Genomic DNA, 25,439 nt, shown 5'->3' with positions numbered 1-25,439 from the left:
ATCTGGAGGAAATAAATGAAAGCTTTTTTGATCTTGGAAGACGGAAGCATCTTTGAAGGCAAGCACTTCGGAGCCGACAAGGATGTTATAAGTGAAATAGTTTTTAATACATCGATGGCGGGATATACGGAAGTATTTACAGATCCTTCCTACGCAGGACAGGCAGTCTGCATGACTTATCCCCTTATAGGAAACTACGGCGTTTGCCTTGACGATATGGAGTCAGAAAGACCTTGGGTTGACGCTGTAATTGTTAGAGAGCTTTCACGCATCCCTTCAAACTTCCGCTGCGACATGTCAATTCAGGAATTCTTGGAAAAATACGAGATTCCCGGAATTGAAGGAATAGACACAAGAAAACTTGTAAGGATTCTCAGAGAAAAGGGAACCATGAACGGTATCATTACAACCAATGAGAATCTTACATTCGACAGCATAAAAGACAAGCTCCACGCATACACAACAGGCGACGTAGTAAGCAAGGTATCCTGCAAGGAAAAGATAGTTCTAAAGGGTGTATCCGATCTTTCTGAGAACGGACCTCTTTCAGGAAGTGCCGTATTCAATGCGGATAACTATAAGGCTGATCTTGCGGGCGACCACTCCAAGAGAGAAAAGAGACCTGCGATTGTAAAAGAGCTTAACGGCAAAGGTCTTAAGGTTGCGCTTCTCGATGTGGGTGCCAAGAAGAACATTGCGGCTTCACTTGCTGCAAGAGGCTGTGATGTTACGATATATCCTTCAAATACAACAGCAGAGGAGATCCTTAAGGATGATCCAGACGGAATCATGCTTTCAAACGGCCCCGGTGACCCGAAGGAGAACGTGGATGTAATTAAAGAGATTAAAAAACTCTACGATTCAGACACACCTATTTTTGCGATCTGCCTTGGACACCAGCTTATGGCGCTTGCAACGGGTGCGGATACATTTAAGATGAAGTACGGCCACAGAGGCGGTAACCACCCGGTAAAAGACCTTACGAACGGCCGCGTATATATCTCATCTCAGAACCACGGCTATGTAGTTGACATGGATAAGCTTGATAAGAACATAGCTGAGCCTGCGTTTATAAACGTTAACGACGGAACCAATGAGGGACTTGCTTATGTCGGCAAGAACATCTTCACTGTGCAGTTCCATCCCGAGGCATGCCCCGGACCGCAGGATTCAAGCTATCTGTTTGACAGATTTATAGATATGATGAAAAAAGGAAAAGTAGGAGGAAAGAACTGATGCCAAAGAATAAAGATGTTAAAAAGGTACTGGTAATCGGTTCAGGACCTATAGTAATCGGACAGGCAGCAGAGTTTGACTATGCCGGAACTCAGGCATGCCGTTCACTTAAAGAGGAAGGAGTTGAGGTTATCCTCGTTAACTCCAACCCCGCAACTATCATGACTGATAAGGACATTGCCGATGAGGTTTATATCGAACCTCTCACAGTCAAAGTTCTTGAGCAGATAATCGAAAAGGAAAAGCCCGATTCAATCCTTCCCACACTTGGTGGACAGGCAGGACTTAACCTTGGAATGGAGCTTGATGAGTCAGGCTTTCTTAAGTCACATAACGTAAAGCTCCTCGGAACAACAGCAGAGACAATCAGAAAGGCTGAGGACAGACAGGAATTCAAGGACACCATGGAAAGAATCGGTGAGCCTTGCGCTGCTTCACTCGTTGTTCACAACGTTCAGGACGGTGTTGAGTTTGCCAACAAGATTGGCTACCCTGTAGTTCTTCGTCCAGCGTTCACGCTCGGCGGTTCAGGCGGCGGTATCGCTCACAACCAGGTTGAGTGTGAGGAGATACTTGAGAACGGACTCAGACTTTCACGTGCAAACGAAGTTCTTGTAGAAAGATGCATCGCAGGATGGAAAGAGATCGAGTACGAGGTAATGCGTGACTCTGCGGGAAACTGCATCACGGTATGTAACATGGAGAACATCGATCCCGTCGGTGTACATACAGGTGACTCCATCGTTGTGGCTCCTTCTCAGACACTTTCCGACAAGGAATACCAGATGCTCAGAAGTGCCGCTCTCAACATCATCGACGAGCTTCAGATCACAGGTGGATGTAACGTACAGTTTGCTCTTCATCCCACAAGCTTTGAGTACTGCGTAATCGAGGTTAACCCTCGTGTAAGCCGTTCATCCGCGCTCGCTTCCAAGGCTACGGGATATCCGATCGCCAAGGTTGCAGCCAAGATCGCGCTCGGCTACACACTTGATGAGATCAAGAACGCCATCACAGGTAAGACATATGCAAGTTTCGAGCCTACACTTGACTACTGCGTAGTTAAGTTCCCGAGACTTCCTTTTGATAAATTCATCACTGCAAAGAGAACTCTTACGACACAGATGAAAGCAACAGGTGAGGTAATGAGTATCTGCACCAACTTTGAAGGTGCCATGATGAAGGCTATCCGCTCACTTGAGCAGCACGTTGACTGCCTTACAAGCTATGACTTCTCTGAGCTTGACGACGACGAGCTTACAGAGCGTCTTAAAATTGTAGACGATCAGAGAATCTGGGTTATCGCCGAGGCGCTCAGAAGAGGCTTCTCACACGAGCAGATCCATGACATAACACTCATCGACATCTGGTTCATTGATAAGCTTCACGCACTCGTTAAGATGGAGCTTAAGCTCCTTAGGATCGGTGAGAAGAATACACAGGGTAAGGATGCAGACCTTGCGGAAGCCAAGAAGATCATCAGCTTTGAGACACTTCTTGAAGCTAAGCGTCTTGAGTATCCCGATTCGGTTATCAGCAGACTCACACGTTTCTCTGAGGATGTGTTAAAAGAGCTTAGATATGAATACAATATCAAGGCTACCTTCAAGATCGTTGATACATGCGCAGCTGAGTTTGCGGCTGAGACGCCTTACTACTACTCGGTTTACAACGGACCTGATTCTGAAGATGAAGCTGCTCTTAAGGCTGACAGTGGCAAAAAGAAGATTCTTGTACTTGGTTCCGGCCCTATCAGGATCGGTCAGGGTATCGAGTTCGACTATTGCTCTGTTCACGCAACATGGGCATTTAAGAAGGCCGGTTTTGAGACAATTATCATAAACAACAACCCCGAGACTGTAAGTACTGACTTCGATATAGCGGATAAGCTTTACTTCGAGCCTCTTACACCCGAGGATGTAGAGAATATCGTAAGACTTGAAAAGCCCGACGGAGCGGTTGTTCAGTTTGGTGGACAGACAGCCATCAAGCTTACTCAGGATCTTATGAAGATGGGCGTTAAGATCTACGGAACTGATGCCAAGGATGTAGATGCGGCAGAAGACAGAGAGATCTTTGATCAGATTCTTGAAGAGACACAGATAAAGCGTGCTCAGGGTGCTACCGTATACACAGCGGAAGAAGCCAAAGAAGTTGCCAACCGTCTCGGTTATCCTGTACTTGTAAGACCTTCCTACGTACTTGGCGGACAGGGCATGCAGATAGCTCTTTCGGACGAAGAGATAGAGGAATTCATGAACATCATCAACAGATATACTCAGGATCACCCTATCCTTGTAGATAAGTACCTTCAGGGTGTTGAGACAGAGGTTGATGCCGTTTGCGACGGTGAAGACATCGTTATCCCCGGTATCATGGAGCATATCGAGAGATCAGGTATTCACTCAGGTGACTCGATTTCTGTATATCCCGCACAGTCTCTTTCGGACAAGGTTAAGCAGACAATCGCCGAATATACAAGAAGACTTGCAAAGGCTCTTCACGTAATCGGACTTATAAACGTACAGTTCATAGCTGTGGGCGATGAAGTATATATTATCGAGGCTAACCCCAGATCATCACGTACCGTTCCTTACATCAGTAAGGTTACAGGTATTCCGATCGTTGATCTTGCAGCAGAAGTTATGCTCGGTAAGAAGCTTAAGGACCTCGGATACACACCCGGACTTCAGCCTGAGGCAGGCTATGTAGCGATCAAGATGCCTGTATTCTCATTTGAGAAGATCAGAGGAGCTGAGATCAGCCTTGGACCTGAGATGAAGTCTACAGGTGAGTGCCTTGGTATCAGTAAGAACTTCAATGAAGCACTTTACAAGGCATTCCTCGGAGCAGGAGTTAAGCTTCCGAAGTATAAGCAGATGATCATCACCGTTAAGGATTCCGATAAGGGCGAGATCATCGACATCGCAAGACGTTATGAGAAACTCGGATATATCATTTACGCGACAAGATCCACAGCCGCTACTCTTAACGACAACGGAGTAAAGGCAAGAAAGATCAACAAGCTTTCTCAGGAATCACCTACGGTCATCGACCTTATATTAGGTCACAAGATCGACCTTGTAATCGATACACCTACACAGGGAAGAGATAAGACACGTGACGGATTCCTTATCAGAAGAACTGCGATCGAGACAGGTGTTAACGTTATCACTGCTCTCGACACAGCCAAGGCTCTTGTAACAAGCCTTGAGACAACCAATTCTGAAGAAGGACTTGAGCTTGTGGATATCGCAAAGCTTTAATGTAACAGATGACGCTAATCCGCGTATGCGGATGAATTAGACATGGTATTACTTTATGAGGAAACACTATGGCTAAGCTGATTTTAGACAATTCTCTTTCGGAAAAAGATATTGCTCGGGACTTCGAGTTATACGGAAACGCCGATATATCTTTTCCGGAAGGGGCACTTAAGATAGAGACAAAGGATAAGGAAGGCGAGGCTGCGTTTTTATGCACAGGCTCTTTTCCTTCTGATGTCCGTATTGAGTGGGAATTTATGCCTCTTTCGTCAGGCGGAAGAGCATCTTTGATATTTGCTTGTAAGAATGCGCAAAGTGACGATGCTGCTAAGGGAGAACCCGGCAGCGGAAGTTTCTTTGAGCTTTCTTTTTATAGAAGAAAAGGAGCGGCGTCCAAGGCTTTTCATGTGAGTAAGCTCTTTAAGAGCGATCCCGTGCAGACGTGGGAAGTTGCTTCCGGAGCAGATCCTCTTCCCGATGCTGTAGCGCAGGCTTATAGCGGCGCAAAAGAATCAGAGGATAGCGACGGATTTTGGTACAAGATGATTGTTGTAAAGAATAAAGACAAAGTCTCTTTTGCCATAAATGACATGGATATCCTCGGATTTGCGGATGACGGCCTAAAGTGCGGAGAGCTTCTTACGGGCGGCCGGATCGGATTTAAACAGGAAGGCGCGATGGCTGCGCAGTACAGAAATCTCAAAGTCACATGGATATGATAAGTTGTCAAAAGATCTTTTGACTTAATATATAAATAATGGGAGAAGCGTATGAAAATTTTGGTTATAAACGGACCGAACCTCAATTTCCTCGGAATCAGAGAAAAGGCGGTTTACGGCAATCAGGACTATGATTATCTTTGCAATATGATAAAAGAAAAGGCGAAGGCGGAAGGTGATGAGGTTGAGCTCTATCAGTCCAACCATGAGGGTGCCATAATCGACAGGATTCAGGCTGCCTACAGCGACGGAACCGAAGGGATTGTAATAAATCCCGGCGCGTATACACATTACAGCTATGCGATCCACGATGCGCTTAAGAGTATAGAGAATATCACCAAGGTTGAAGTGCACATTTCCGACATCAGTTCCAGGGAAGAATTCCGCAAGATTTCAGTAACGGCGCCTGCTTGTGACAAGCAGATATACGGACATGGGTTAAACGGCTACCTCGAAGCAATGGATTATATAAAAAAATGATGTAAAACCGCGAAGAATTGGCTTATAATGTTGATATGATATAGGTGTCATAATTCTAAACAGCGTACATGCTTGCATGTGCCAAAGGAGCTTGGCATGAGAAATATTATTATAAAAGTAAGCACAATTATTTTCGCGGCTTTTATTTTGAGCTTTGTGACCGCAACACCTGCTTTCGCGAGCGGTTTTGACGCGGTGTATTATGCGGCCAAATATCCCGATGTTCATGAGGCATTCGGTGATGATGTACTCGAGCTGTATAATCACTACCTCAATTTCGGTATGGATGAGGGACGATTTAAGAACGCGGAAGAAGAGGCGGCAGGTGTGCCGGCGACCACGATCGACACATACGTTGATGTTGATATCGAGAATCAGACGATGACTTATTATGTTGACGGCGAGGTTGTGCTTACATCGCCTTGCGTTACGGGTAAAGAGAGTACCGGCAATTCGACTCCCAGAGGAAGATTCGTTCTGCGCGCCAAGGTTCCCGGCAAGTATCTCGTAGGTCCCACATGGAACGTCTGGGTCGACAGATGGATGAGATTCACTACCTTCTGCGGACTTCACGATGCGAGCTGGAGAGGTAAGTTCGGCGGACAGATCTATAAGAAGAACGGATCGCACGGATGTGTAAACCTTCCCAAGGACGTGGCGTATCAGCTTTATGACATGATAGAGATCGGTACGGCTGTAATAGTTCACTGATCAAGTTTTTATGAGGAAAATGTAAAAATCTTATTTTGAGGGGAAAAATATGGCATTTGATATTTCTGCGATAACAGGTGCGGTAAACAATTATTTAAGTTCGATATCGGATTCAAGTAAGTTACTTGCTCAGAAAGAGAGCGAGAATCCGTTTGATACAGGTTTAAGCGGGATATTTCAAAAGTATCTGGATAAGGCTATCTCTGACGAGACGGGGAAGAGTCTCGATGGCATAACATCAGATACCACGGTAAAAGATATTGCGGCGAAATACGGAATTACGGAAGACGATCTTTTGAAATATATAAGATCTGATATTACGCCGGCAAAACAGGTTGCAGCGGTAAAAGACGTTCCGCAGACAAAAAATACGGAAGCAGCGCATGTACAGAGGGTCGACACTTCGATTCCGTTTCCCAAGTTTGATATAGGAAGCATGATCGCAGATAATATCGCTTCGCACAACAGATTCAACACGGATACTTTCTCGGGAGCTCAGCACACGGCTCAGAGAGAAATATCCGCAAAAGGGATAGATCCATATTATTCCAATATGATAAAGAGTACTATAAAGGAAAGTGATACATGAGTTTAAGTTATACTGAGGGTGGAATTCCCAAGACAATTGAAGAACTGAAGGACTACTGTGAAAAGAATGGTCTTACGGAGAGTAAGACCAGATTTTTTATAGGTTTTAATTATCAGGGGCCCAGGGCTTTTGGTATTTACAAGGATGAGGCCACAGGGGATTTTGTGGTTTACAAGAACAAAGCTGATGGCAGCAGAGCGGTTCGCTATCAGGGAAAAGACGAAGAGTTTGCTGTAGTTGAGCTTTATGACCGCTTGCAGTCCGAGATAGCCAATCAAAAGCTTCATTACGCCGCCGATATGGCACAGCGCGAACGTGATAAGTACGAGCACGTAGGCGACGGACGCAGATTCTTGAACAGTTTTAACAGAATGGATGAATATGAAGCCAGCGGTTTTTCCGATTATTCTGTGGATACGGGCAGTGATATGGTCGACACCGACAGAACCTTCGGACGAGGCGGCTACGACAGAAACGATTCGAGAGAATATAATCCGTTTGGACTTATTATCGCGGTGATCATAATCTTTTGTGCATTTGCATTTGGCTTTGAAAGCTGCTCCGGAGGCGGCAGTACCGGAAGTAACGGAAGCTATGATTCCCGTTATGATTCGCGTTATGATTCCCGTTATGACTCTAATTATAATTCTCATTATGATTCCGATTGGAATTCGCATTATGACTCGGGTTGGGACTCCGGCTCCGATTCCGGTTGGGATTCGGGTAATTGGGATTCCGGATATACCGATTGGGATTCCGATTGGTAAGCTGTTTACAATTATTAAAAAAACAGTTGAAAAATCAAATCTTATAGTTTAATATAAACTAGTTGTTTGATGTGATGTAATTTAGGAGGATTTTTATATGATTTCTGCAAGTGATTTCAGAAATGGTATGACCATCGAGATTGATGGCAATGTATGTCAGATTATTGAATTTCAGCATGTTAAGCCCGGTAAAGGCGCTGCTTTCGTAAGAACTAAGCTTAAGGATATCATCAATGGTGGTGTTAAGGAGACAACTTTCCGTCCCACTGAGAAGTTCCCTGCAGCTCGTATCGACAAGAAGGATATGCAGTATCTTTATCAGGATGGAGATATCTTTAACTTCATGGATTCAGAGACTTATGAGCAGATTGGTCTTACTTCAGACCAGATTGGTGACTCTCTCAAGTTCGTTAAAGAGAACGAAGTATGCAAGGTTATGTCTTATAACGGAAGCGTATTCGCAGTTGAGCCCCCTATGTTCGTAGAGCTTGCAATCTCTGAGACAGAGCCCGGATTCAAGGGTGACACAGCTACAGGTGCTACAAAACCCGCTACAGTTGAGACAGGTGCTACAGTAGCAGTTCCTCTCTTCGTTAACGAGGGAGACGTTATCAAGATTGATACAAGAACAGGCGAGTATCTTTCAAGAGTTTAATCTGACGACCTTACTGACGCTTGATAAAGTCATACTTATTCATAAAGAAACTAATATAGGCAATAGAGATGTATGTCTCTATTGCTTTTTCTTTTTACCAAAAAATGTATGAAAAGAGGACTTTATGAATATAGAAGAATTTGGGAAAATAATGGTAAATGAGTTGGAGGGTGCTCTCGGCGATGAGTACGAGGTAGAATACAAGGAAATGCTCAAGAACAATTCGGTCGTTAATCATACGATCTGTATCAAAAAAACTGACGAGAATATATCGCCGGCAATCTACATAGACAGCTTCTATGAGGAGTACAAAAGAGGTACTTCGATAGGGAAGCTTGTCGATGACTATATCGGGATTTACAGGGAGCATTCACCTAAAGAGCCTATCGATATGAGCTTTTATACGGATTTCTCCAATGTTGTAAATAATCTCTCGTTTAAGGTGGTCAACAAAGCCGGGAACGAAAAGATGTTAATAGATGTTCCCTACAGAGAATATGAAGATCTGGCGCTGGTGCCGATGTGTCTTTTTGAAAGTGATGAAATAGGAAAAGGTAATATAGTGATCAAGAATAATCACCTTGATATGTGGGAGATCTCTATCGAGGAGTTATGGGAAAATGTGATGGAATATTCACCGGTAAATTCTCCAGTTAAGCTCCGTGACCTGCTTCAGCTCCTTGAGGAGATCAATAAGATCAAGCTTCCGGAAAACACAGATGAGCGCAGAATGATCGTTGCCGGCAATAGTAATGATTTTTACGGGGCCGGAGTTATCTTTTACCCCGGGGTACTTAAAGAATTATCAGAGAGGCTTGGGGGAGATATATTCATCATTCCCTCATCCGTTCATGAAGTGATAGCGCTAAAGGCTTGCAAGGAAGATAAGGATGGAATGTCGCTTCGTGATATCATAAAAGAGGTAAATACCACAACTCTTGAACCCAAGGATTTTCTTAGTGATAACTTATATCTGTATGAAGCAAAGGCGGATAAACTGCGTATCTACAATGAAGAATAAACCAAAGAGCCGCATCCCCCGCCAATTGCGGCGGGATGGGCGGCTTTCGTTTTTGGACATCTTGTGGTATGATAGTGAAGTATGTATGCACCCGTAGTCTAATGGATAGAACGAAGGCCTCCGACGCCTTTAATGCAGGTTCGATTCCTGTCGGGTGCATCGAAAAATACAAGAAGTACCCTCTTGAACGGGGAATTATAGAGGTTTTGGTCATGAAAAGAAAAAAGAATAAGAACGATTTATTAAACTGGCGTAATGAGAAGAAGAGTATAATTGCATTTCTTGAAGATAATAAGAAATTGCTTATGCCTATAATACTTGGAGTAGCAGTAATAGTTACCGTAGCAATAGCACTTAGCGCCAATCACAGAGCTGTGAAAGAGGCTGCAACCAATGATAATGCGGCACAGGAAGATTTATATGCAGTAAAGGATGCAACGATGGTTGAAGAAACCAATTCCGAGATAATTGCACTTATTGAGAAATACTATGCAGCTGCTGCCGAAGGTGATAAAGAGGTAATCAAAGAGATCTATAAGGGACTCGATGAGACGGAAGTATTAAAAGCTGTCGCAGCTTCGGGCTATATCGAGAGCTTTGGTAATATCAAGGTTTATACCAAGCCCGGACCTGTAGAAGGAAGCTACATTGCTTATGTTTATAATGAAGCTAAGCTCATAGACTATGACAAGCCGGTACCCGGACTTGATACTATGTATATCTGTACAGCAGAAGACGGCTCTTTTTACATAAACGGAGATATTACGGACGAAGCTGAGATTCAGTATATCAAGCAGGTCAACGTGCAGGCTGATGTTATCGATCTCAACAACAAGGTGGCATCTCAGTACAATGAGATGGTCAACGCGGATGAGCAGCTTGCGGAGCTTATTGACAAAATGAGATCCGAGCTTCCTATTTCCGTAGGCGAAGCACTTGCATCGGCTCAGGCTTCCAATGAAGCTGAAGAGAGTGCTGCGGAAGCATCTTCAGAGGAAGTGGAGGAAGCTCCCGAGACTATCACTCAGTACACCATCAAGGCTACCAGTGTTATCAATATCAGAAGTTCAGATTCCGAGACTGCGGAAGTTATAGGCAAGACCGAGACCAATCAGGAATTCAAGCAGCTTGAGGCCCGTGCCAACGGATGGAGTAAGATCGAGTACGAGGGCAGAGAAGCTTTTGTTAAGACAGAGTTCTTTGAGGTTGTAGGCGAAGAGACCGTAGAGGCTCCGAAGACTGAGGAGACTACGGAAGAAGCCGATACGCAAGATAATACCGAGGAAGAGAATACAGACAGCAATAACGAAGAAAAGGCCGAGGATACATCCGATAAAAAGGATGAGGGCAAGTCTTCTTCAATCTCTAAGGGCAAGCACGAAGTTACCGATACGGTTAAGCTCAGAAAAGAGCAGAATACGGACTGTGATGTTCTTGCGACAATCTATAAGGCAGAAACGGTCAATGTTGTAGAAGTAGGCTCTGAATGGTCTAAGGTAGAGTTTAAGAACAAGACAGGATATATTAAAACCGAGTTTATAAAAGAGTAATGATAAGACAAGGGGAGGTATAGCTTATGTTTGGACGCGTTAAGGTTGCGATTATGGGAACCGGAAAGATTGCTGGTGTCATGGCCGAGACTCTTAAGAATGTGAGAGGAGCGACTTGTTACGCAGTTGGTTCCAGAACCAAAGAAAGTGCCGATAAATTTGCACAGACCTATGGTATCAAAAAAGCATACGGCTCCTATGAAGAGCTTTTGGCTGACCCCAAGGTGGAGCTTGTATATGTTGCCACGCCTCATTCCGAGCATTACAAGAATGTCAAGCTCGCTCTTATGAACGGCAAGAACGTTCTTTGTGAAAAAGCATTTATGCTTAATGAACGTCAGGCCGAGGATGTTTTCAAACTCGCCGAGGAAAAGAAGCTTCTGGTTGCGGAAGCTATGTGGACAAGATTCCATCCTATGAGAGACAAGCTAAACGAGATCATTGCAAGCAATGTTATCGGTGAGCCCACCATGCTTACCGCAAATCTTGGATATAATATTCGAGAAAAAGACAGGATTAAGCTTCCTGAACTGGGAGGCGGAGCCCTTCTTGATCTCGGCGTATATACACTTAATTTTGCTTCCATGGTATTTGGTGATGAAGTCACCGATATTGTTTCCATGTGTACTTTTAACGAGCAAGGAATGGATGTTCATGACAGCATAACCCTTCGCTATAATAACGGCAAGATGGCTGTGCTTAACGCTTCTGCGCTTTCTATCAGCGACAGAAGAGGCGTTATCTACGGAAGCAAGGGATTTATTGTTGTCGACAATATCAACAATATAGAGGGTATCACCGTGTATGACAGCACCTACAAGAAGCTGGCATATTACAAGAGACCCAAGCAGAAGACAGGATATGAGTATGAAGTGGAGGCTTGCGTCAAGGCTCTTTCCGATCACAGCTTAGAGTGCCCGCAGATGCCGCATGCCGAGACTCTCAAGATGCTCAATATGATGGATTTCATCCGTAACAGCAACAATATCAAGTTCCCCGGTGAAGATATCCTTACCGCGGAGCCTGTTGCCGCTATCGAAGAACAGACGGAGAATGAATCAGATACTGAACATGAAGAATAAAATGAAGAAAAAATTTCTGGCGTGGATGCTTCTTTTTGCCATAATATGGGGTAATATTCCGCTTAGTTCCTATGCCGATGAGACAGAGGATCTTGGTACGGAGGAAGAGACCAGAGCGACCATCTCCAATCTTGAGAAAGAGAGTAAGGAGACCAAGGACGCCATCAAGCAGTTACAGGGCGAAAAGGAGCAGACCAAATCAAATGTAAATAATCTGCAGAGTCAGAGCAGCGCTCTGCAATCTACGATCAACAGTTATTCCAGCAAACTAAACACAATAGACTCAGAGATTTCTGCTACAGAAGAGAAACTGGCAGAAGTCTCGGCTGAGATAGTTGAGCTTGATAAGCAGCTTCAGGAAGCAAGGCAGGAGGAGAAGGAGCGTTATGAACTTCTCAAGCTTCGTATGCAATCAACATACGAAAACGGAGGTAGTAAAGGACTTCTTCGTCTTATGCTCGAGTCGGGAACGATGAAAGAGCTCCTTACCAAGTTTGAATATATCAATGCCATAGTTGCATATGATAAAAGAAAAATCTCAGAGCTTAAGGCACTTCAGGAAGATATAGAGGCCAAGGCAGCTGTCGTTGCTGAAAAGGAAGCTGAGCTTGATGCATATCAGGCGCAGCTTGATGAGAAGCATGACGAGATATCAGGACTTACCAGTGTGGTCAAGGGGCAGCTTAACACTACTAACAGTTCTCTTTCTTCCGAAAAGAACAAGCTCGAGGATTATGACAAGAAGCTTGCTGAGCTTGATAAAAAGATGAAAGCGCTTGAAGCTAAGACTGCAGCAGCGCAGGCAGCTCTTGCTCAGAAGATAGCCGAGAGACTGGCACGTACAAAGGAAGATACATCCGGATCATATTCAGCCAGTGACACCGAGCTTATATGGCTTGCTGCGACAATACAGGCAGAGTCTGACGGCGAATCTTATACGGGTAAGCTTGGCGTCGGCTCCGTTATCATGAACAGAGTTAAGAGTTCGGCATTCCCAAATGACGTTGTAAGTGTTATTACTCAGCCCAACCAGTTTGCTCCGTACAGGTCGGGTAAGGTAGAGTTTATTATTGCAAACGGACCCAATTCCACATGTATCAGGGCTGCACAGGAAGTGCTTGCCGGAGCCCGTGTCGGAGATTATCTGTTCTTCATGACTCAGAAATGGGCGGATTACTATCGCATAAGTGAATATACCATGATTGGTAATCACGCGTTCTTCTACAGATGGCAGACAAAAGAGCCACCTGCTGAAGAAGCAAGTGAAGAAGAATCCGAAAATCACGAGGATCAGCAGCCTGCACAGGAGCAGCAAGAGGAACAGCAGCAGGAAGAGGAACAACAAGAGGAGCAGCAAGAGGAGCAGCAAGAGGAAGAAGAGCACGAAGAAGAAAATCATGATGACGACGATGACGATGATCATGACGATGAAGATGATGACGATGATTAATATCATCACAAATTTTTAAAAATAACTCTTGCACTTTAAAATGGTAAAGTGTATAATCTCATTCAGGCAGTGATGTCTGCGCAATGGGGCGTAGAGACCAGATGGTTTCTTACGCCCTTTTTTCATACTAGTTTTTAAAAAGGCAAATATTGTTTTGTGCTATCAGCACAGGAAGGAGAAACAAAAATGTCATATGTTGACGAGATCTACGACTATGTCGTAGCAAAGAACCCCGCTCAGCCTGAGTTCCATCAGGCAGTAAAGGAAGTGCTTGAGTCACTTCGTGTTGTTATTGAAGCTAATGAGGACGAGTATCGCAGAGATGCTCTTCTTGAGAGACTTGTAACTCCCGAGAGACAGATCCTCTTCAGAGTACCTTGGGTAGATGACAAGGGACAGGTACAGGTTAACAACGGTTTCCGTATCCAGTTCAACTCAGCTATCGGACCTTACAAGGGAGGACTTCGTTTCCATCCTTCAGTAAACCTTGGTATCATCAAGTTCCTTGGTTTCGAGCAGATCTTTAAGAATTCACTTACAAGCCTTCCTATCGGTGGCGGTAAGGGTGGTTCTGACTTCGATCCTAAGGGTAAGTCAGACAGAGAAGTTATGGCATTCTGCCAGAGCTTCATGACAGAGCTTTACAGACACATCGGTGCTGATACAGACGTTCCTGCCGGAGATATCGGTGTAGGCGGACGTGAGATCGGATTCCTCTTTGGTCAGTACAAGAAGATCAGAGATACATACGAAGGCGTTCTTACAGGTAAGGGCCTTACATACGGCGGATCACTTGCTCGTACACAGGCTACAGGATATGGTCTTCTTTACATCACAGAAGAGCTTCTTAAGTGCAACGGCTCTGACATCAAGGGCAAGACTGTTGCAGTTTCAGGTGCCGGTAACGTTGCTATCTACGCTATCGAGAAGGCACAGCAGCTTGGTGCTAAGCCTGTTACATGTTCTGATTCAACAGGATGGATCTATGATCCCGAAGGAATCGACGTTGAGCTTCTTAAGGAAGTTAAGGAAGTTAAGAGAGCACGTCTTACTGAGTACGCTGCTGCAAGAAAGTCAGCTGAGTACCACGAAGGTAAGGGTGTATGGTCAGTTAAGTGTGATGTAGCTCTTCCTTGCGCTACACAGAACGAGCTCCTTCTTGAGGATGCTAAGCAGCTTGTTGCTAACGGCGTTCAGGCTGTATGTGAGGGTGCTAACATGCCTACATCTATCGAGGCTACTGAGTACCTCCAGGCTAACAAGGTTCTCTTCATCTGTGGTAAGGCTTCAAATGCAGGTGGTGTTGCTACATCAGCTCTTGAGATGTCACAGAACAGCGAGAGACTTTCATGGAGCTTCGAAGAGGTTGATTCTAAGCTTAAGCAGATCATGGTTAACATCTATCACAGCATTGATGATGCTGCTAAGAAGTACGGCCTTGAAGGCAACTACGTTGCAGGTGCTAACATTGCAGGCTTCCTTAAGGTTGCAGAGGCAATGAAGGCTCAGGGTATTGTTTAATTTGAAAGTATAAATATGTATTTATATCAAGACTGATGCATTTATTAAAGTGTGTCAGTCTTGTTTTTTATTTCATAGTCAAACACCATTAAAAGTATAGCTGGGAAGTTTGACGATGTAAATGCTCTTGTAGGGTATAAAGGTGATGTTTATTCTGGAAAGATGGATATTGATGATAAGAAATCAGACATTTCCGCATATAATATCTATAATCGGATGCTTAACAGTAAAGATGGAGATATTTGGAATACTATGGTGGAGTATAATGAGAATGCAAGCGATGGAACAATTAATGAATCAAAAGAATTTTTGGAAAGACTAGGCAATGGCGATGCAGAAAAGGGAATGAAAAAACTGAAAAAGCAATTAAATAAAACGTCCATTGGTACTGATATTATTTCAAAAGATGTAGATGAAGAAAAAATCAAAGAAACTAAGGATGATTTTTTAAAACATGTATCTAATGAGAGTGGAGTGGATATAGGTTGAATGGATTGAAGATATGGGAGAGAGTATTAGGTTGAAAAAAATAAAAATTGTTTTACTAATTATAATGTCTATTACGTTAATTTCAGGAGCAATTTTATTTATTTTAAAAGGCGCTGATAAGAGGGAAAAAGAAAAGATACTTGAAAATGCAAATAAGAATGGATATATGATAGAATTTGCTGATGATAGCAGCCTTTTTATTGAAAAACAGAATGCGAAATTTTATTACAACGTAGATTTATCCGGCGTTTTTTTTGATAAATGCGATATTTTAGTGGAAGAAAAAGATGTAAAGGTAAAAGAAGGAGACATAGTTATTACTATAAAGGATAAGGGTAATAATTTTGTCAATGTAAGTATTCATGATTCAAGAATTTTGATAAAAGAAGATGGGACAGAAGAAGATCATTTTTATTCTACTTTTTTTACTAGTAATGATGAATTCGATGAATCTTCATTAGTTATATCAGAAGCAAAGGTAGATGATGAACAAAAATCAAAAGATGCATATAAGCATGTAATGGATTATCTGACGCCTGAAAATCTTAAGGATTATTACAATCAGGCAAAGGATATTTGCGATCATCTAAATGAAAAGTAAATACTTGAATTATATGTAGATAAACATATTTGTTTAATGCAAGGATTGGCTTCCGAGATGCCTGCATACAATGCCGCCGATAATTCCTATGATCACGCCGCTTATAACGCCTGAGATCCACAAGGCGGGAAGATACCAGATAATGAATTTTGTCTGCAATAAGATCATTGCGATTATTATCTGACCTATATTGTGAGTTATACCGCCTGCGGCACTGACGCCGACGGGGCTGTATTTACCGGTTTTTTTCAGAAGTATCATGATGAGCGTACTCAGGATTCCGCCTGCAAGTGAAAACCAAAGGCTCATCACCGTGCCAAATAAAAGTGATACAACGAGTATCCTTATGAGATTTATAAAGAACGCGCTTTTTTCTCCAAGCACATATAAAGCTACGACCACAACGATGTTGGTAAGGCCGAGCTTCATGCCGGGCACTGCGAAGAACGCCGGGATCTGAAGCTCGACATAGCTAAGTATCATTGCGAGTGCAGCAAATATTCCGTATAAAGTTATCTTACTTGTCTTAGTGCTGTTATTCATTTACGTTTCCTTGGCAGATAATAATATCTTTTAACCGACTACTGCGTCGTATTCTTCCTCGCTTGAATCACCGCGTATCTCGATCACGACCTTATTTGGCAGACAGATGATCGACTGTCCGACCTTGCTGATCTTTCCCATGTTCACACACAGCTTATCGGGACAGGATGCGGATTCAAGAAAAGCCTCGCCGTTTTCTATAACAAGAACGTTGCTTCCGCCGTGATAGCCGTCAATAACAAATCTTGTATCTTCATCCAAAGAAAAAGACTTAACGTCTTTTCCGTCAACGTTTATAACGACTATGCTTCCCTTTTTTTGCGACACCAAGAGAACAAGCATGAGCAGTCCTGATGCAAGCAGCATGCCGATTATCAGCAATATGTCGTTTTTGGTGAAATATCTTTTTATCATAGATATAGTATATCTGTATTGAAGTAATGCTGTCAAAGCAAGGCGCCAAGCCGCTTTCAAAATTTCTCTTGATTTTTTCTTTTGAATCTGTATAATAAAGTTTCGTCGGAGTTCTTCCGACACATCTTGGATAATCATCCGGGATATTCCACTTTTTATTAAATGATTGGTGCTGTGAATGCGCTGGGTCTCTTAGTATGTCCTTTTTGCATGAGCAGGACCGGAAAGGGACGTATATGAAGTTAAAAGAAAAATGGGACAAACAGAACAATTCAATTAAGCTATTGCTTAAGAAATTAAAAAGGCATGATACAAGGGTGGTCGCTATATCAGTAGTTATCGCGATCATTTTGTGCGGAGGACTTATATACCTTAGCACGCCCGTGGTTGCCGCTAACGCACAGGAGAAATTTGAAGAATCCGAGCGTGAAGATAAGGAAAATACAAAAGAAAAGCTCGATGAGCTTCACGATTATCTTTCGCAGATTGATGAAGTAATAACCGATAACAGTGAGGATATCAAGTCTTTTTCGGAGAAAAATAAAGAAGATGCCGATAGCCGCGATGAATACAAAAATGTTGTAAATGAGAAGGCAGGTGCTCTTTCGGGAAATCTTTCAACTATTCATAAGAATATAAACGAGACTAAAACCAGAATTGAAACACTTAAAGAGATGATCGATTCCGAAAACAAAGCCGACAAAGAAAAGATCGGCGCCGAGTTTGCAAAGGTAAATACTGAGCTTGATAAGCTTACAAGCGATTATAACGATACCAGGAATAAAACCATGGATCTTATGGATGAGATCAAGAAGGCTGTGAATTCCGGAAATGACAGCATGTCGAAAGAACAGACTGCTCAATATGAGGAGCTTTTAAATAAACTCAATGCTTTTAACAGTGAAATGAATGAAAAGAGCAAAGAGATGCTTTCAAACAGCGAGCTCAATTTTAACGAACTCAACAGCAGTATTTCCGAGAAGCTTGCAAAGCTTGAAGACGAAATGGATAAAAGAAACGCAGAGGCGAACGAGAATACCGATAAAAAGTTTTCTGAGCTTTTCGAAAAGCTTTCCGATTATGACAGTGAGATGGACAAAAGAAATAACGAGGCGATCGAATCAAATGACAAGAGGTTTACCGAGATAAACAACAATCTCGATCAGCAGTTCAACAATTTCGATCAGCAGTTCAACAATTACGGAAGCAAGGTTACAACAGATATCAACGGTGTAAAAGAATACATCGATACAAAGGCAAACGCTGTAAATACAAAGCTCGACCAGGTTTTTCAGCGTGTGAGTAATGGAAAAAAGTTATTGGCATCCGCATTGCTCACAAAGGGAGTTAAGGTCAAAGAGGATGCCACGTTTGCAGAGTTTGCCAAAGCAATTCAGAGAATTCCGCAGCAAATGGTGCTTGATTCAGGCGAGACTGCTGCTGAGATCGTATATGAATATCATTATCATAAAAACGGCAAAGGTAAGACAGTTAATGCAAGTCTTGTAAGTGCAGCGGATAGGGGCGGCTGCTACAATACTCCCGTTTATCATTATCATACGGACGCATGTTACACGGAAGTTTCGGAATATAAATACACAACCAAGGAAAGCGTTACGAACAAGGGCTGGGTAAGAGACGAGCACGACGGAACTCCAAATAACAGATATTACTGCGATCATTGCGGAAAAGAGTTTGTTTCTAACAGTGCACGCCACTACGAGTGGTCAACTTCCATTGATGTAGTAAAAAGCAGGAAGGGACGAATTGAAGATATAATTCAGACAAAAGTACTTGCTTGCGGTAAGGAAGACGGACAGCTTGAAGGATATTGCGTAAGCTGCGGCTTTGCACATGGTCAGGTAGCTGCGGCGCATCTTAAATTCCAAGGGAAGAATGCCAAGTACAATACCAAGGTCGCCGCTATTAACACTTCAAACGCTGTGAGTACGGCAAGCCTCAGATCTACGAGAAGTCTGAATATGCTAAGTCTTGTCGGAACGGATTTCGGAAGCGGTAATGACGAGAATGCTTCAAAGGAAAACATCGATGAAGCTGCAAGCGGGGTAAGCGCAGCGATTATCGGTTCATCGGAAGATATCGATCAAAACCAAAACCGCATTGCGGCAGGCGAAATATCTGCTGCCGGCACATCTGCATCCGATGATAATAATTCTCAGAAGCCGAATGGAACTGATGCGGATGAGACCGCTGACAATAATGAGAATAACGGAAATAATGACAACACAGATTCAAGTCCTAACGCATCGGAAGATACCGGCACGCAAAACAGCACGGCTGCATCGGATGGATCTACCATTTCCGATAGTACCGAAAAAGCCGATGACTCTTCATCTTCTGGAGGAGATACATCAGAGACCGGCGAATCTTCCGGTGAAGATAAAGATGATAAGTCTGAGGGTGCTTCCGCCGATAATGATGAAGCAGATCATGAGAGTGCAGACGATTAAATAAAGGACGAAGGTTTAGAATCCGAAGGCTGATAGATCCAGTTATTTCCTTTGTTTCAGGCTCCTTGACATTTCGACGGCAGGTCAATAGAATAGATTTTGTTGTAGTGTTATTGCACAATTGAATTGTGCGGAATGGAGCAAAGAAATGACAAAGATAGATATTATTTCAGGTTTCCTTGGTGCCGGAAAGACGACACTTATAAAGAAGCTTTTAATGGAAGCGCTGAACGGTACAAAAGTAGTTCTTATCGAGAATGAGTTCGGTGAGATCGGAATAGACGGCGGATTCTTAAAGGAGTCCGGAATTGAGATAACAGAGATGAATTCGGGTTGTATCTGCTGCTCACTTGTAGGTGATTTCGAGACAAGTCTTAAGCAGGTAATGGAGCAGTATTCTCCTGAGAGAATCCTTATCGAGCCTTCGGGAGTAGGTAAGCTTTCAGATGTTATGAGAGCTATCCAGAATATCGCGGATACATCTGAGGAAATGGAGCTTAACAGCGCGGTTACGGTTGTTGATGTATCCAAGGCTAGGGTTTATATCAAGAACTTTGGTGAGTTCTTCGTTAATCAGATAGAAAACGCGGGAACGATCATTCTTACAAGAACAGACAAGGCTGATCAGAAGAAGATTGAGCAGGCGGTTGAGCTTATTCGTGAGCACAATCCCAAGGCTACTATAATAACAACTCCTCTTAATGAGATCACCGGAAAAGAAATCCTTGATACATTCGAAGGTAACAATGATCTTGAGGCAGAGCTCCTCAAGCTTGTTATGGAGGAAGAAGAGCATCATCACCACCATCATCATCACGGAAGCCACAAGACTATCGCTGAGGATGGCTCTGTAGTATACAGCGCTCATCACGATGACGATGAGGATGAAGACGAGCATTGCTGCTGCCACCATCACCATGATGACGACGAAGATGAGCACGAGCATCACTGCCACCATCACCACGATGATGACGACGAGGATGAGCACGAGCATCACTGCTGCCACCATCACCATGATGATGACGACGAGGATGAGCATGAGCATCACTGCTGCCACCATCACCATGATGATGACGACGAGGATGAGCACGAGCATCACTGCTGTCACCATCACCACGATGATGACGAAGATGAGCACGAACATCACCACCACCATCATCATGACGCTGCTGACGTATTTACAAGCTGGGGCATGGAAACTCCTCTTAAATATACTAAGGAAGAGATTGAAGGTATGCTTGATAAGCTTGAAGACGAAGAGACCTTCGGTATCGTTCTTCGTACAAAGGGTGTTGTTCCTTCTACAGACGGAACATGGATCGAGTTCGATTATGTTCCCGGAGAAGCTGATGTCAGAACAGGCTCGGCCGATGTTACAGGTAAGTTCTGCGTAATCGGATCACAGCTTAACGAAGCTAACCTTGAGAAGATGTTCCGCAGATTATGATATTAAGGAGAAAGAAAGTGAAACCCGTATATATTATCAATGGTTTTCTTGACAGCGGAAAAACAGACTTTTTCCGATATACGATCAATCAGCCTTATTTCAGGACAAGAGGTAAGACACTTCTTATCGTATGCGAAGAGGGCGAGAACGAATATGAGGAAGCACTTCTTAAGTCCACCAATACCGTTATTGAGATGATCGAAGATGAAGAGGACTTTACTCCCGATGCCCTGATCGCTCTTGATGCCAAATACAATCCTGAGCGTATTCTTATAGAGTACAACGGTATGTGGAATTTCAAGAATATGAGACTTCCCATCATGTGGAAGCTTGAGCAGCAGATTACCGTTATCGATGCTTCCAGTTTTGAACTGTACTTTAGCAATATGAAATCTCTTTTGGCTGAACAGCTTCGTAATTCGGATCTAATACTATTTAATCGTTGCGACGGTATAGAAGATCTTGCTTCTTATAAGAGAAATGTTAAAGCTATCAATCAAAAGGCAGACATCATATTTGAGGATATGAACGGAGAAGTTGATGTTACTCTCGATGAGGATCTTCCTTTTGATCTTAACAGCGATCCTATCGAGCTTAATAACTACGGGTACGGCATGTTTTATCTTGACGGACTTGAGCACGTAGACAGATATATCGGCAAGAACGTTAAGTTTAAAGGCATGGTTCTTATTCCGCCGGAATTTCCAAAGGGAAGATTTGTTCCCGGAAGAATGGCAATGACATGCTGCGCTGAGGATATGCAGTTCCTTGGATTTGCATGTGACTATGACAAGACCGATGAACTACAGGAGAAGGATTGGGTTCTTGTGACAGCCAAAGTAGTTAAAGAGTTTGTGCCTGAGTATAACGGCGAGGGACCTGTGCTAAAGGCTATTTCCGTAGAAAAGACAACTGCGCCCGATTATCCTGTTATTGATTTTTCAAATCCTCAGCAGTGATGCAGCGCATATAAAAGGAGTCTTATTATAAGAGAGGGGATTATGTTCAATTATTTGCCGCTTCAGTGGCTATTCTTGTTTTATGCATATAGTTTCTTTGGTTGGTGTTTCGAATCAACCTATGTTTCAATATTACAAAAACATCCGGTAAACAGGGGCTTTATGAGAGGCCCCTTTTTGCCATTGTACGGAAGCGGCGGAATCATGATGCTTATCGTTTCCAAGCCTTTCTACAACAATATTGTCCTTGTGTACTTGGCGGGATGCATAGGCGCTACCGTCCTTGAATACGTGACGGGAGTTACGATGGAGAGTCTTTTTAAGGTAAGGTATTGGGATTATTCTGATAAATTCCTTAATTACAAGGGACATATCTGCCTTGAGTCCACTCTCTTTTGGGGTGTACTGACCGTTGTGTTTACACATTTTTTGCAGATACCTGTTGAGCATGCTCTTTTATCCATCCCTTACAATGTTCTTTCTGTTGTGACTATGATACTCACGGTCTACATAAGCTGCGACTTTATGGTTGCGTTCAAGATAGCTCTCGACCTCAGAGATGTGCTTATCTATATGGAGAAGGCCAAGGGTGAGATGCAGAGGATGCAAAAGAGACTTGATGTTATCATAGCTTTCAAGGGAGAAGAGGTTAAGGAAGGCATTGAGGATGTCAAAGACGGCATCATGAGCACGGTAGACGGTATCAGCGAAAAGGCTGCGGATCTCGGCGATATGGCACTTAACATCGGAAGTGGTATAACCGGCGGAATATCAGAGAGACTGGATGCACTCAGTGACGCACTTGAAGGCTCTTTTGCCAAGGTAAAAGACAAGGTGGCTGCAAGCACGGATTATATGGACAATTTCAGAGATGAGATTACTGAGCTTTATGCCAAATATCGCATCATAAAAGAGAGAATGACACCGAAGCCAATCAAGAATTTCTATGATTGGTACAGAAACCGCACTATCTTGGGCAATCCGACCATGGCATCGGAGATGTTTAAGAGCAGTCTTGATGAAATGAAAGAAAGAGCACAGAGACTTTCAAAGAGAAATAAATGATTTTATAGGTAATAAAAAACCTCATGTCGGTGAGAAGACATGAGGTTTTGTTATTGTTTAATATATGATTCAAAAATCTATCAAGCCATCTTATTAACGGCAAGAGCGAGACGAGAAACCTTTCTTGAAGCAGTGTTCTTCTTGATGATTCCCTTTGACTCAGCCTTATCAATAGCAGAAGTAGCAGCAAGAAGTGCCTTGGCAGCCTCTTCCTTGTTACCTGCCTCGATAGCAGTTCTAACCTTCTTAACCTCAGTCTTAACTGCGGACTTGATCATCTGATTTCTATCAGCTTTTTTCTGATTAACAAGTACTCTCTTCTTGGCGGATTTAATATTTGCCATAGTTACCTCCGAATTATTTTATCTAATATTGTCAAGTTCGTGTGCGCATTAAGCCGGACACGGACAGTTAATGCTCATACGGTAAATAGTTTAGATGATATTACCAAAACTGTCAATAGATTTTTGTCCGGTGTCATGGTATCATATGAAGATGAAATCGCTCTGTCCCCCGAGAAAAGGCGACGAGTGATTGTATTTTTATCATAGAAATGAGGTACTTTTGTGGACCAGAGTAAGATAAGAAATTTTTGTATTGTTGCACATATCGATCACGGTAAATCAACTCTTGCCGACAGAATGATCGAGAAGACCGGCGTTCTCACAATGAGAGAGATGACAAGCCAGGTCCTTGACAATATGGATATAGAGAGGGAGAGAGGTATCACGATCAAGTCTCAGGCCGTTCGTATGATCTACAAGGCGAAGGACGGAGAAGAGTATACCTTCAATATGATCGATACTCCCGGACATGTGGATTTTGGATATGAGGTTTCAAGAAGCCTTGCGGCTTGCGACGGAGCTATTCTTGTCGTTGACGCAACTCAGGGTGTAGAGGCGCAGACTCTTGCCAATGTTTATATGGCTCTTGATCATGATCTTGATGTTTTTCCCGTTATCAATAAGATAGATCTTCCGAGCGCTCAGCCCGATGAGGTCAAGGAAGAGATTGAGGACGTAATCGGTATTGAGGCTCATGACGCTCCTCTTATTTCAGCTAAGAACGGAATCGGGATCGAAGAGGTTCTGGAAGCTGTTGTTCAGAAGATTCCCGCGCCCACAGGAGATGCGGCTAAGCCTCTTACAGCTCTTATTTTCGACAGTATCTATGATTCATACAGAGGCGTTATCGTATTTGTAAGAATACGAGACGGCGTTATCAAGAAGGGTATGAAGGTCCGCTTCATGGCTACAGGCGCAGAGGCCGAGGTCGTTGAAGTAGGTTACTTCGGCCCCGGAAGATTTATTCCAAGTGACGATCTTTCCGCAGGCGATGTAGGATACTTCACCGCTTCGATCAAGAATATTCAGGATACAAGAGTCGGTGATACGGTTACCGATTCGGCTAATCCTTGCGCAGAGGCACTTCCCGGATACAAGAAGGTTATGCCCATGGTTTACTGCGGGCTTTACCCTGCAGATTCCGCGCATTATTCAGACCTTAGAGATGCTCTTGAAAAGCTGCAGCTCAATGATGCTTCTCTTTTCTATGAGCCCGAGACTTCACAGGCACTCGGTTTTGGATTCCGTGCAGGTTTCCTTGGACTTCTTCACCTTGAAGTTATCCAGGAGAGACTTGAAAGAGAGTATGACCTTAACCTCGTAACCACAGCGCCCGGCGTTGTTTACAAGGTCCACAAGAATGACGGAACGGTATTTGATCTCACCAATCCTACGAATCTTCCGGATCCCACAGAGATCGATTACATGGAAGAGCCTATCGTAAGCGGCGAGATCATGGTTACTACAGAATATGTCGGTGCGATCATGCAGCTTTGCCAGGAACGTCGCGGCAAATACTTAAGTACCGATTATATAGAGCAGACCAGAGCTATTCTTAAATACGAGCTTCCTCTTAATGAGATTATCTACGATTTCTTTGATGCGCTCAAATCAAGATCGAGAGGTTATGCTTCTTTTGACTACGAGCTCAAGGGTTATGAGAGATCTGAGCTTGTTAAGCTTGATATCCTCATCAACAGAGAAGAGGTCGATGCTCTTTCGTTTATCGTTCACAAGGACGGAGCGTACGAGCGCGGCCGCAAGATGTGCGAGAGACTTAAGGAAGAGATTCCGAGGCACTTATTCGAGATTCCGATCCAGGCTGCAGTCGGCGGCAAGATCATTGCAAGAGAAACCGTTAAGGCGTACAGAAAAGACGTTCTTGCCAAGTGCTACGGCGGTGATATCACCCGTAAAAAGAAGCTTCTCGAGAAGCAAAAAGAAGGTAAAAAGAAAATGCGCCAGATCGGTAACGTTGAAGTTCCGCAGGCAGCCTTCCTTAGCGTCTTAAAGCTCGACAGCGGGGACTGATTCCTTATACCAAAGCGCATCGGCGCCG

23 protein-coding genes and 1 tRNA gene are annotated in these 25,439 nt (G+C 43.5%); 21 read left to right on the top strand and 3 right to left on the bottom strand.

Annotation, left to right across the window (positions count from 1 at the left end; all coding sequences use genetic code 11):
* The first annotated feature begins 15 nt into the window (after window positions 1–15).
* The 16 genes from D6853_RS06965 (at window position 16) to D6853_RS06890 (ending at window position 16,137) form a co-directional block, all read left to right on the top strand.
* Window positions 16–1,236 (top strand): carbamoyl phosphate synthase small subunit, encoded by a 1,221-nt coding sequence (locus D6853_RS06965; protein ID WP_120657309.1) that lies wholly within the window; start codon window positions 16–18, stop codon window positions 1,234–1,236.
* Window positions 1,236–4,502: a carbamoyl-phosphate synthase large subunit gene (carB, locus tag D6853_RS06960; RefSeq protein ID WP_120657308.1), complete on the top strand. Its 3,267-nt coding sequence runs from the start codon at window positions 1,236–1,238 to the stop codon at window positions 4,500–4,502. Before D6853_RS06965 ends, carB begins: the two co-directional genes overlap by 1 nt.
* 68 nt (window positions 4,503–4,570) lie before the next feature.
* On the top strand, window positions 4,571–5,221 hold the full coding sequence (locus D6853_RS06955) for a DUF1961 family protein (RefSeq protein ID WP_120657307.1): 651 nt from the start codon (window positions 4,571–4,573) through the stop codon (window positions 5,219–5,221).
* Window positions 5,222–5,272: 51 nt separating this feature from the next.
* The gene (locus D6853_RS06950; RefSeq protein ID WP_120657306.1) at window positions 5,273–5,701 is read left to right on the top strand and encodes a type II 3-dehydroquinate dehydratase; all 429 of its coding nucleotides are present in this window, start codon (window positions 5,273–5,275) and stop codon (window positions 5,699–5,701) included.
* A 96-nt stretch (window positions 5,702–5,797) separates the two neighbouring features.
* Window positions 5,798–6,412 carry a L,D-transpeptidase gene (locus D6853_RS06945; protein WP_120657305.1) on the top strand — a complete coding sequence of 205 codons (615 nt, stop codon included), beginning with the start codon at window positions 5,798–5,800 and terminating at the stop codon, window positions 6,410–6,412.
* Window positions 6,413–6,461: 49 nt separating this feature from the next.
* Window positions 6,462–7,001, top strand: coding sequence for a hypothetical protein (locus D6853_RS06940; protein ID WP_120657304.1), 540 nt, complete (start codon window positions 6,462–6,464; stop codon window positions 6,999–7,001).
* Entirely contained in the window at window positions 6,998–7,768 is a 771-nt protein-coding gene (locus D6853_RS06935; RefSeq protein ID WP_120657303.1) for a hypothetical protein, read from the top strand. The genes D6853_RS06940 and D6853_RS06935 overlap by 4 nt, the downstream gene beginning before the upstream one ends.
* Window positions 7,769–7,865: 97 nt before the next feature.
* Window positions 7,866–8,423, top strand: coding sequence for an elongation factor P (efp, locus tag D6853_RS06930; RefSeq protein WP_092248490.1), 558 nt, complete (start codon window positions 7,866–7,868; stop codon window positions 8,421–8,423).
* A gap of 124 nt (window positions 8,424–8,547) precedes the next feature.
* A complete protein-coding gene (locus tag D6853_RS06925; protein WP_120657302.1) occupies window positions 8,548–9,444 on the top strand; it encodes a DUF5688 family protein in 897 nt (298 codons plus the stop codon).
* Between the two features lie 87 nt (window positions 9,445–9,531).
* Window positions 9,532–9,603 (top strand) — tRNA-Arg (locus D6853_RS06920).
* Between the two features lie 53 nt (window positions 9,604–9,656).
* Window positions 9,657–10,994, top strand: a complete 1,338-nt coding sequence (locus D6853_RS06915) for an SH3 domain-containing protein (protein ID WP_120657301.1) — start codon at window positions 9,657–9,659, stop codon at window positions 10,992–10,994.
* A 26-nt stretch (window positions 10,995–11,020) separates the two neighbouring features.
* Entirely contained in the window at window positions 11,021–12,076 is a 1,056-nt protein-coding gene (locus D6853_RS06910; RefSeq protein ID WP_120657300.1) for a Gfo/Idh/MocA family protein, read from the top strand.
* Between the two features lies 1 nt (window position 12,077).
* Window positions 12,078–13,526 (top strand): cell wall hydrolase, encoded by a 1,449-nt coding sequence (locus tag D6853_RS06905; RefSeq protein ID WP_207667210.1) that lies wholly within the window; start codon window positions 12,078–12,080, stop codon window positions 13,524–13,526.
* Between the two features lie 186 nt (window positions 13,527–13,712).
* Window positions 13,713–15,047 carry an NADP-specific glutamate dehydrogenase gene (gdhA, locus tag D6853_RS06900; protein ID WP_120657298.1) on the top strand — a complete coding sequence of 445 codons (1,335 nt, stop codon included), beginning with the start codon at window positions 13,713–13,715 and terminating at the stop codon, window positions 15,045–15,047.
* 162 nt (window positions 15,048–15,209) lie between these two features.
* The gene (locus D6853_RS06895; RefSeq protein WP_120657297.1) at window positions 15,210–15,536 is read left to right on the top strand and encodes a hypothetical protein; all 327 of its coding nucleotides are present in this window, start codon (window positions 15,210–15,212) and stop codon (window positions 15,534–15,536) included.
* A gap of 13 nt (window positions 15,537–15,549) precedes the next feature.
* Window positions 15,550–16,137 (top strand): hypothetical protein, encoded by a 588-nt coding sequence (locus D6853_RS06890; RefSeq protein WP_147367726.1) that lies wholly within the window; start codon window positions 15,550–15,552, stop codon window positions 16,135–16,137.
* Window positions 16,138–16,170: 33 nt separating this feature from the next.
* Here D6853_RS06890 and D6853_RS06885 read toward each other — a convergent pair whose 3' ends face one another.
* The gene (locus tag D6853_RS06885; protein WP_120657295.1) at window positions 16,171–16,680 is read right to left on the bottom strand and encodes a Gx transporter family protein; all 510 of its coding nucleotides are present in this window, start codon (window positions 16,678–16,680) and stop codon (window positions 16,171–16,173) included.
* A 30-nt stretch (window positions 16,681–16,710) separates the two neighbouring features.
* Window positions 16,711–17,154, bottom strand: coding sequence for a NusG domain II-containing protein (locus D6853_RS06880; protein ID WP_243108311.1), 444 nt, complete (start codon window positions 17,152–17,154; stop codon window positions 16,711–16,713).
* A 176-nt stretch (window positions 17,155–17,330) separates the two neighbouring features.
* Between D6853_RS06880 and D6853_RS06875 the strand changes: the two genes are divergently transcribed.
* The 4 genes from D6853_RS06875 (at window position 17,331) to D6853_RS06860 (ending at window position 23,036) form a co-directional block, all read left to right on the top strand.
* A complete protein-coding gene (locus tag D6853_RS06875) occupies window positions 17,331–19,565 on the top strand; it encodes a hypothetical protein (RefSeq protein ID WP_120657294.1) in 2,235 nt (744 codons plus the stop codon).
* A 148-nt stretch (window positions 19,566–19,713) separates the two neighbouring features.
* Window positions 19,714–21,012 carry a GTP-binding protein gene (locus tag D6853_RS06870; RefSeq protein ID WP_120657293.1) on the top strand — a complete coding sequence of 433 codons (1,299 nt, stop codon included), beginning with the start codon at window positions 19,714–19,716 and terminating at the stop codon, window positions 21,010–21,012.
* Between the two features lie 17 nt (window positions 21,013–21,029).
* A complete protein-coding gene (locus D6853_RS06865) occupies window positions 21,030–21,971 on the top strand; it encodes a TIGR03943 family putative permease subunit (protein ID WP_243108310.1) in 942 nt (313 codons plus the stop codon).
* A 42-nt stretch (window positions 21,972–22,013) separates the two neighbouring features.
* Window positions 22,014–23,036 carry a putative ABC transporter permease gene (locus tag D6853_RS06860; RefSeq protein WP_120657291.1) on the top strand — a complete coding sequence of 341 codons (1,023 nt, stop codon included), beginning with the start codon at window positions 22,014–22,016 and terminating at the stop codon, window positions 23,034–23,036.
* Window positions 23,037–23,116: 80 nt separating this feature from the next.
* On the opposite strand, the gene rpsT is transcribed toward D6853_RS06860, so the two are convergent.
* Window positions 23,117–23,380, bottom strand: a complete 264-nt coding sequence (gene rpsT / locus D6853_RS06855) for a 30S ribosomal protein S20 (protein WP_120657290.1) — start codon at window positions 23,378–23,380, stop codon at window positions 23,117–23,119.
* Between the two features lie 222 nt (window positions 23,381–23,602).
* Here rpsT and lepA point away from each other — a divergent pair, with 222 nt between their 5' ends.
* Entirely contained in the window at window positions 23,603–25,411 is a 1,809-nt protein-coding gene (gene lepA / locus D6853_RS06850; protein ID WP_120657289.1) for a translation elongation factor 4, read from the top strand.
* Window positions 25,412–25,439 lie beyond the last annotated feature (28 nt).

The organism is Butyrivibrio sp. X503, from assembly GCF_003625475.1.
Taxonomy (GTDB): Bacteria; Bacillota; Clostridia; order Lachnospirales; family Lachnospiraceae; genus Butyrivibrio.
The sequence above is the reverse complement of the archived record's forward strand: the minus strand, read 5'-3'. Positions and strand labels throughout refer to the sequence as shown.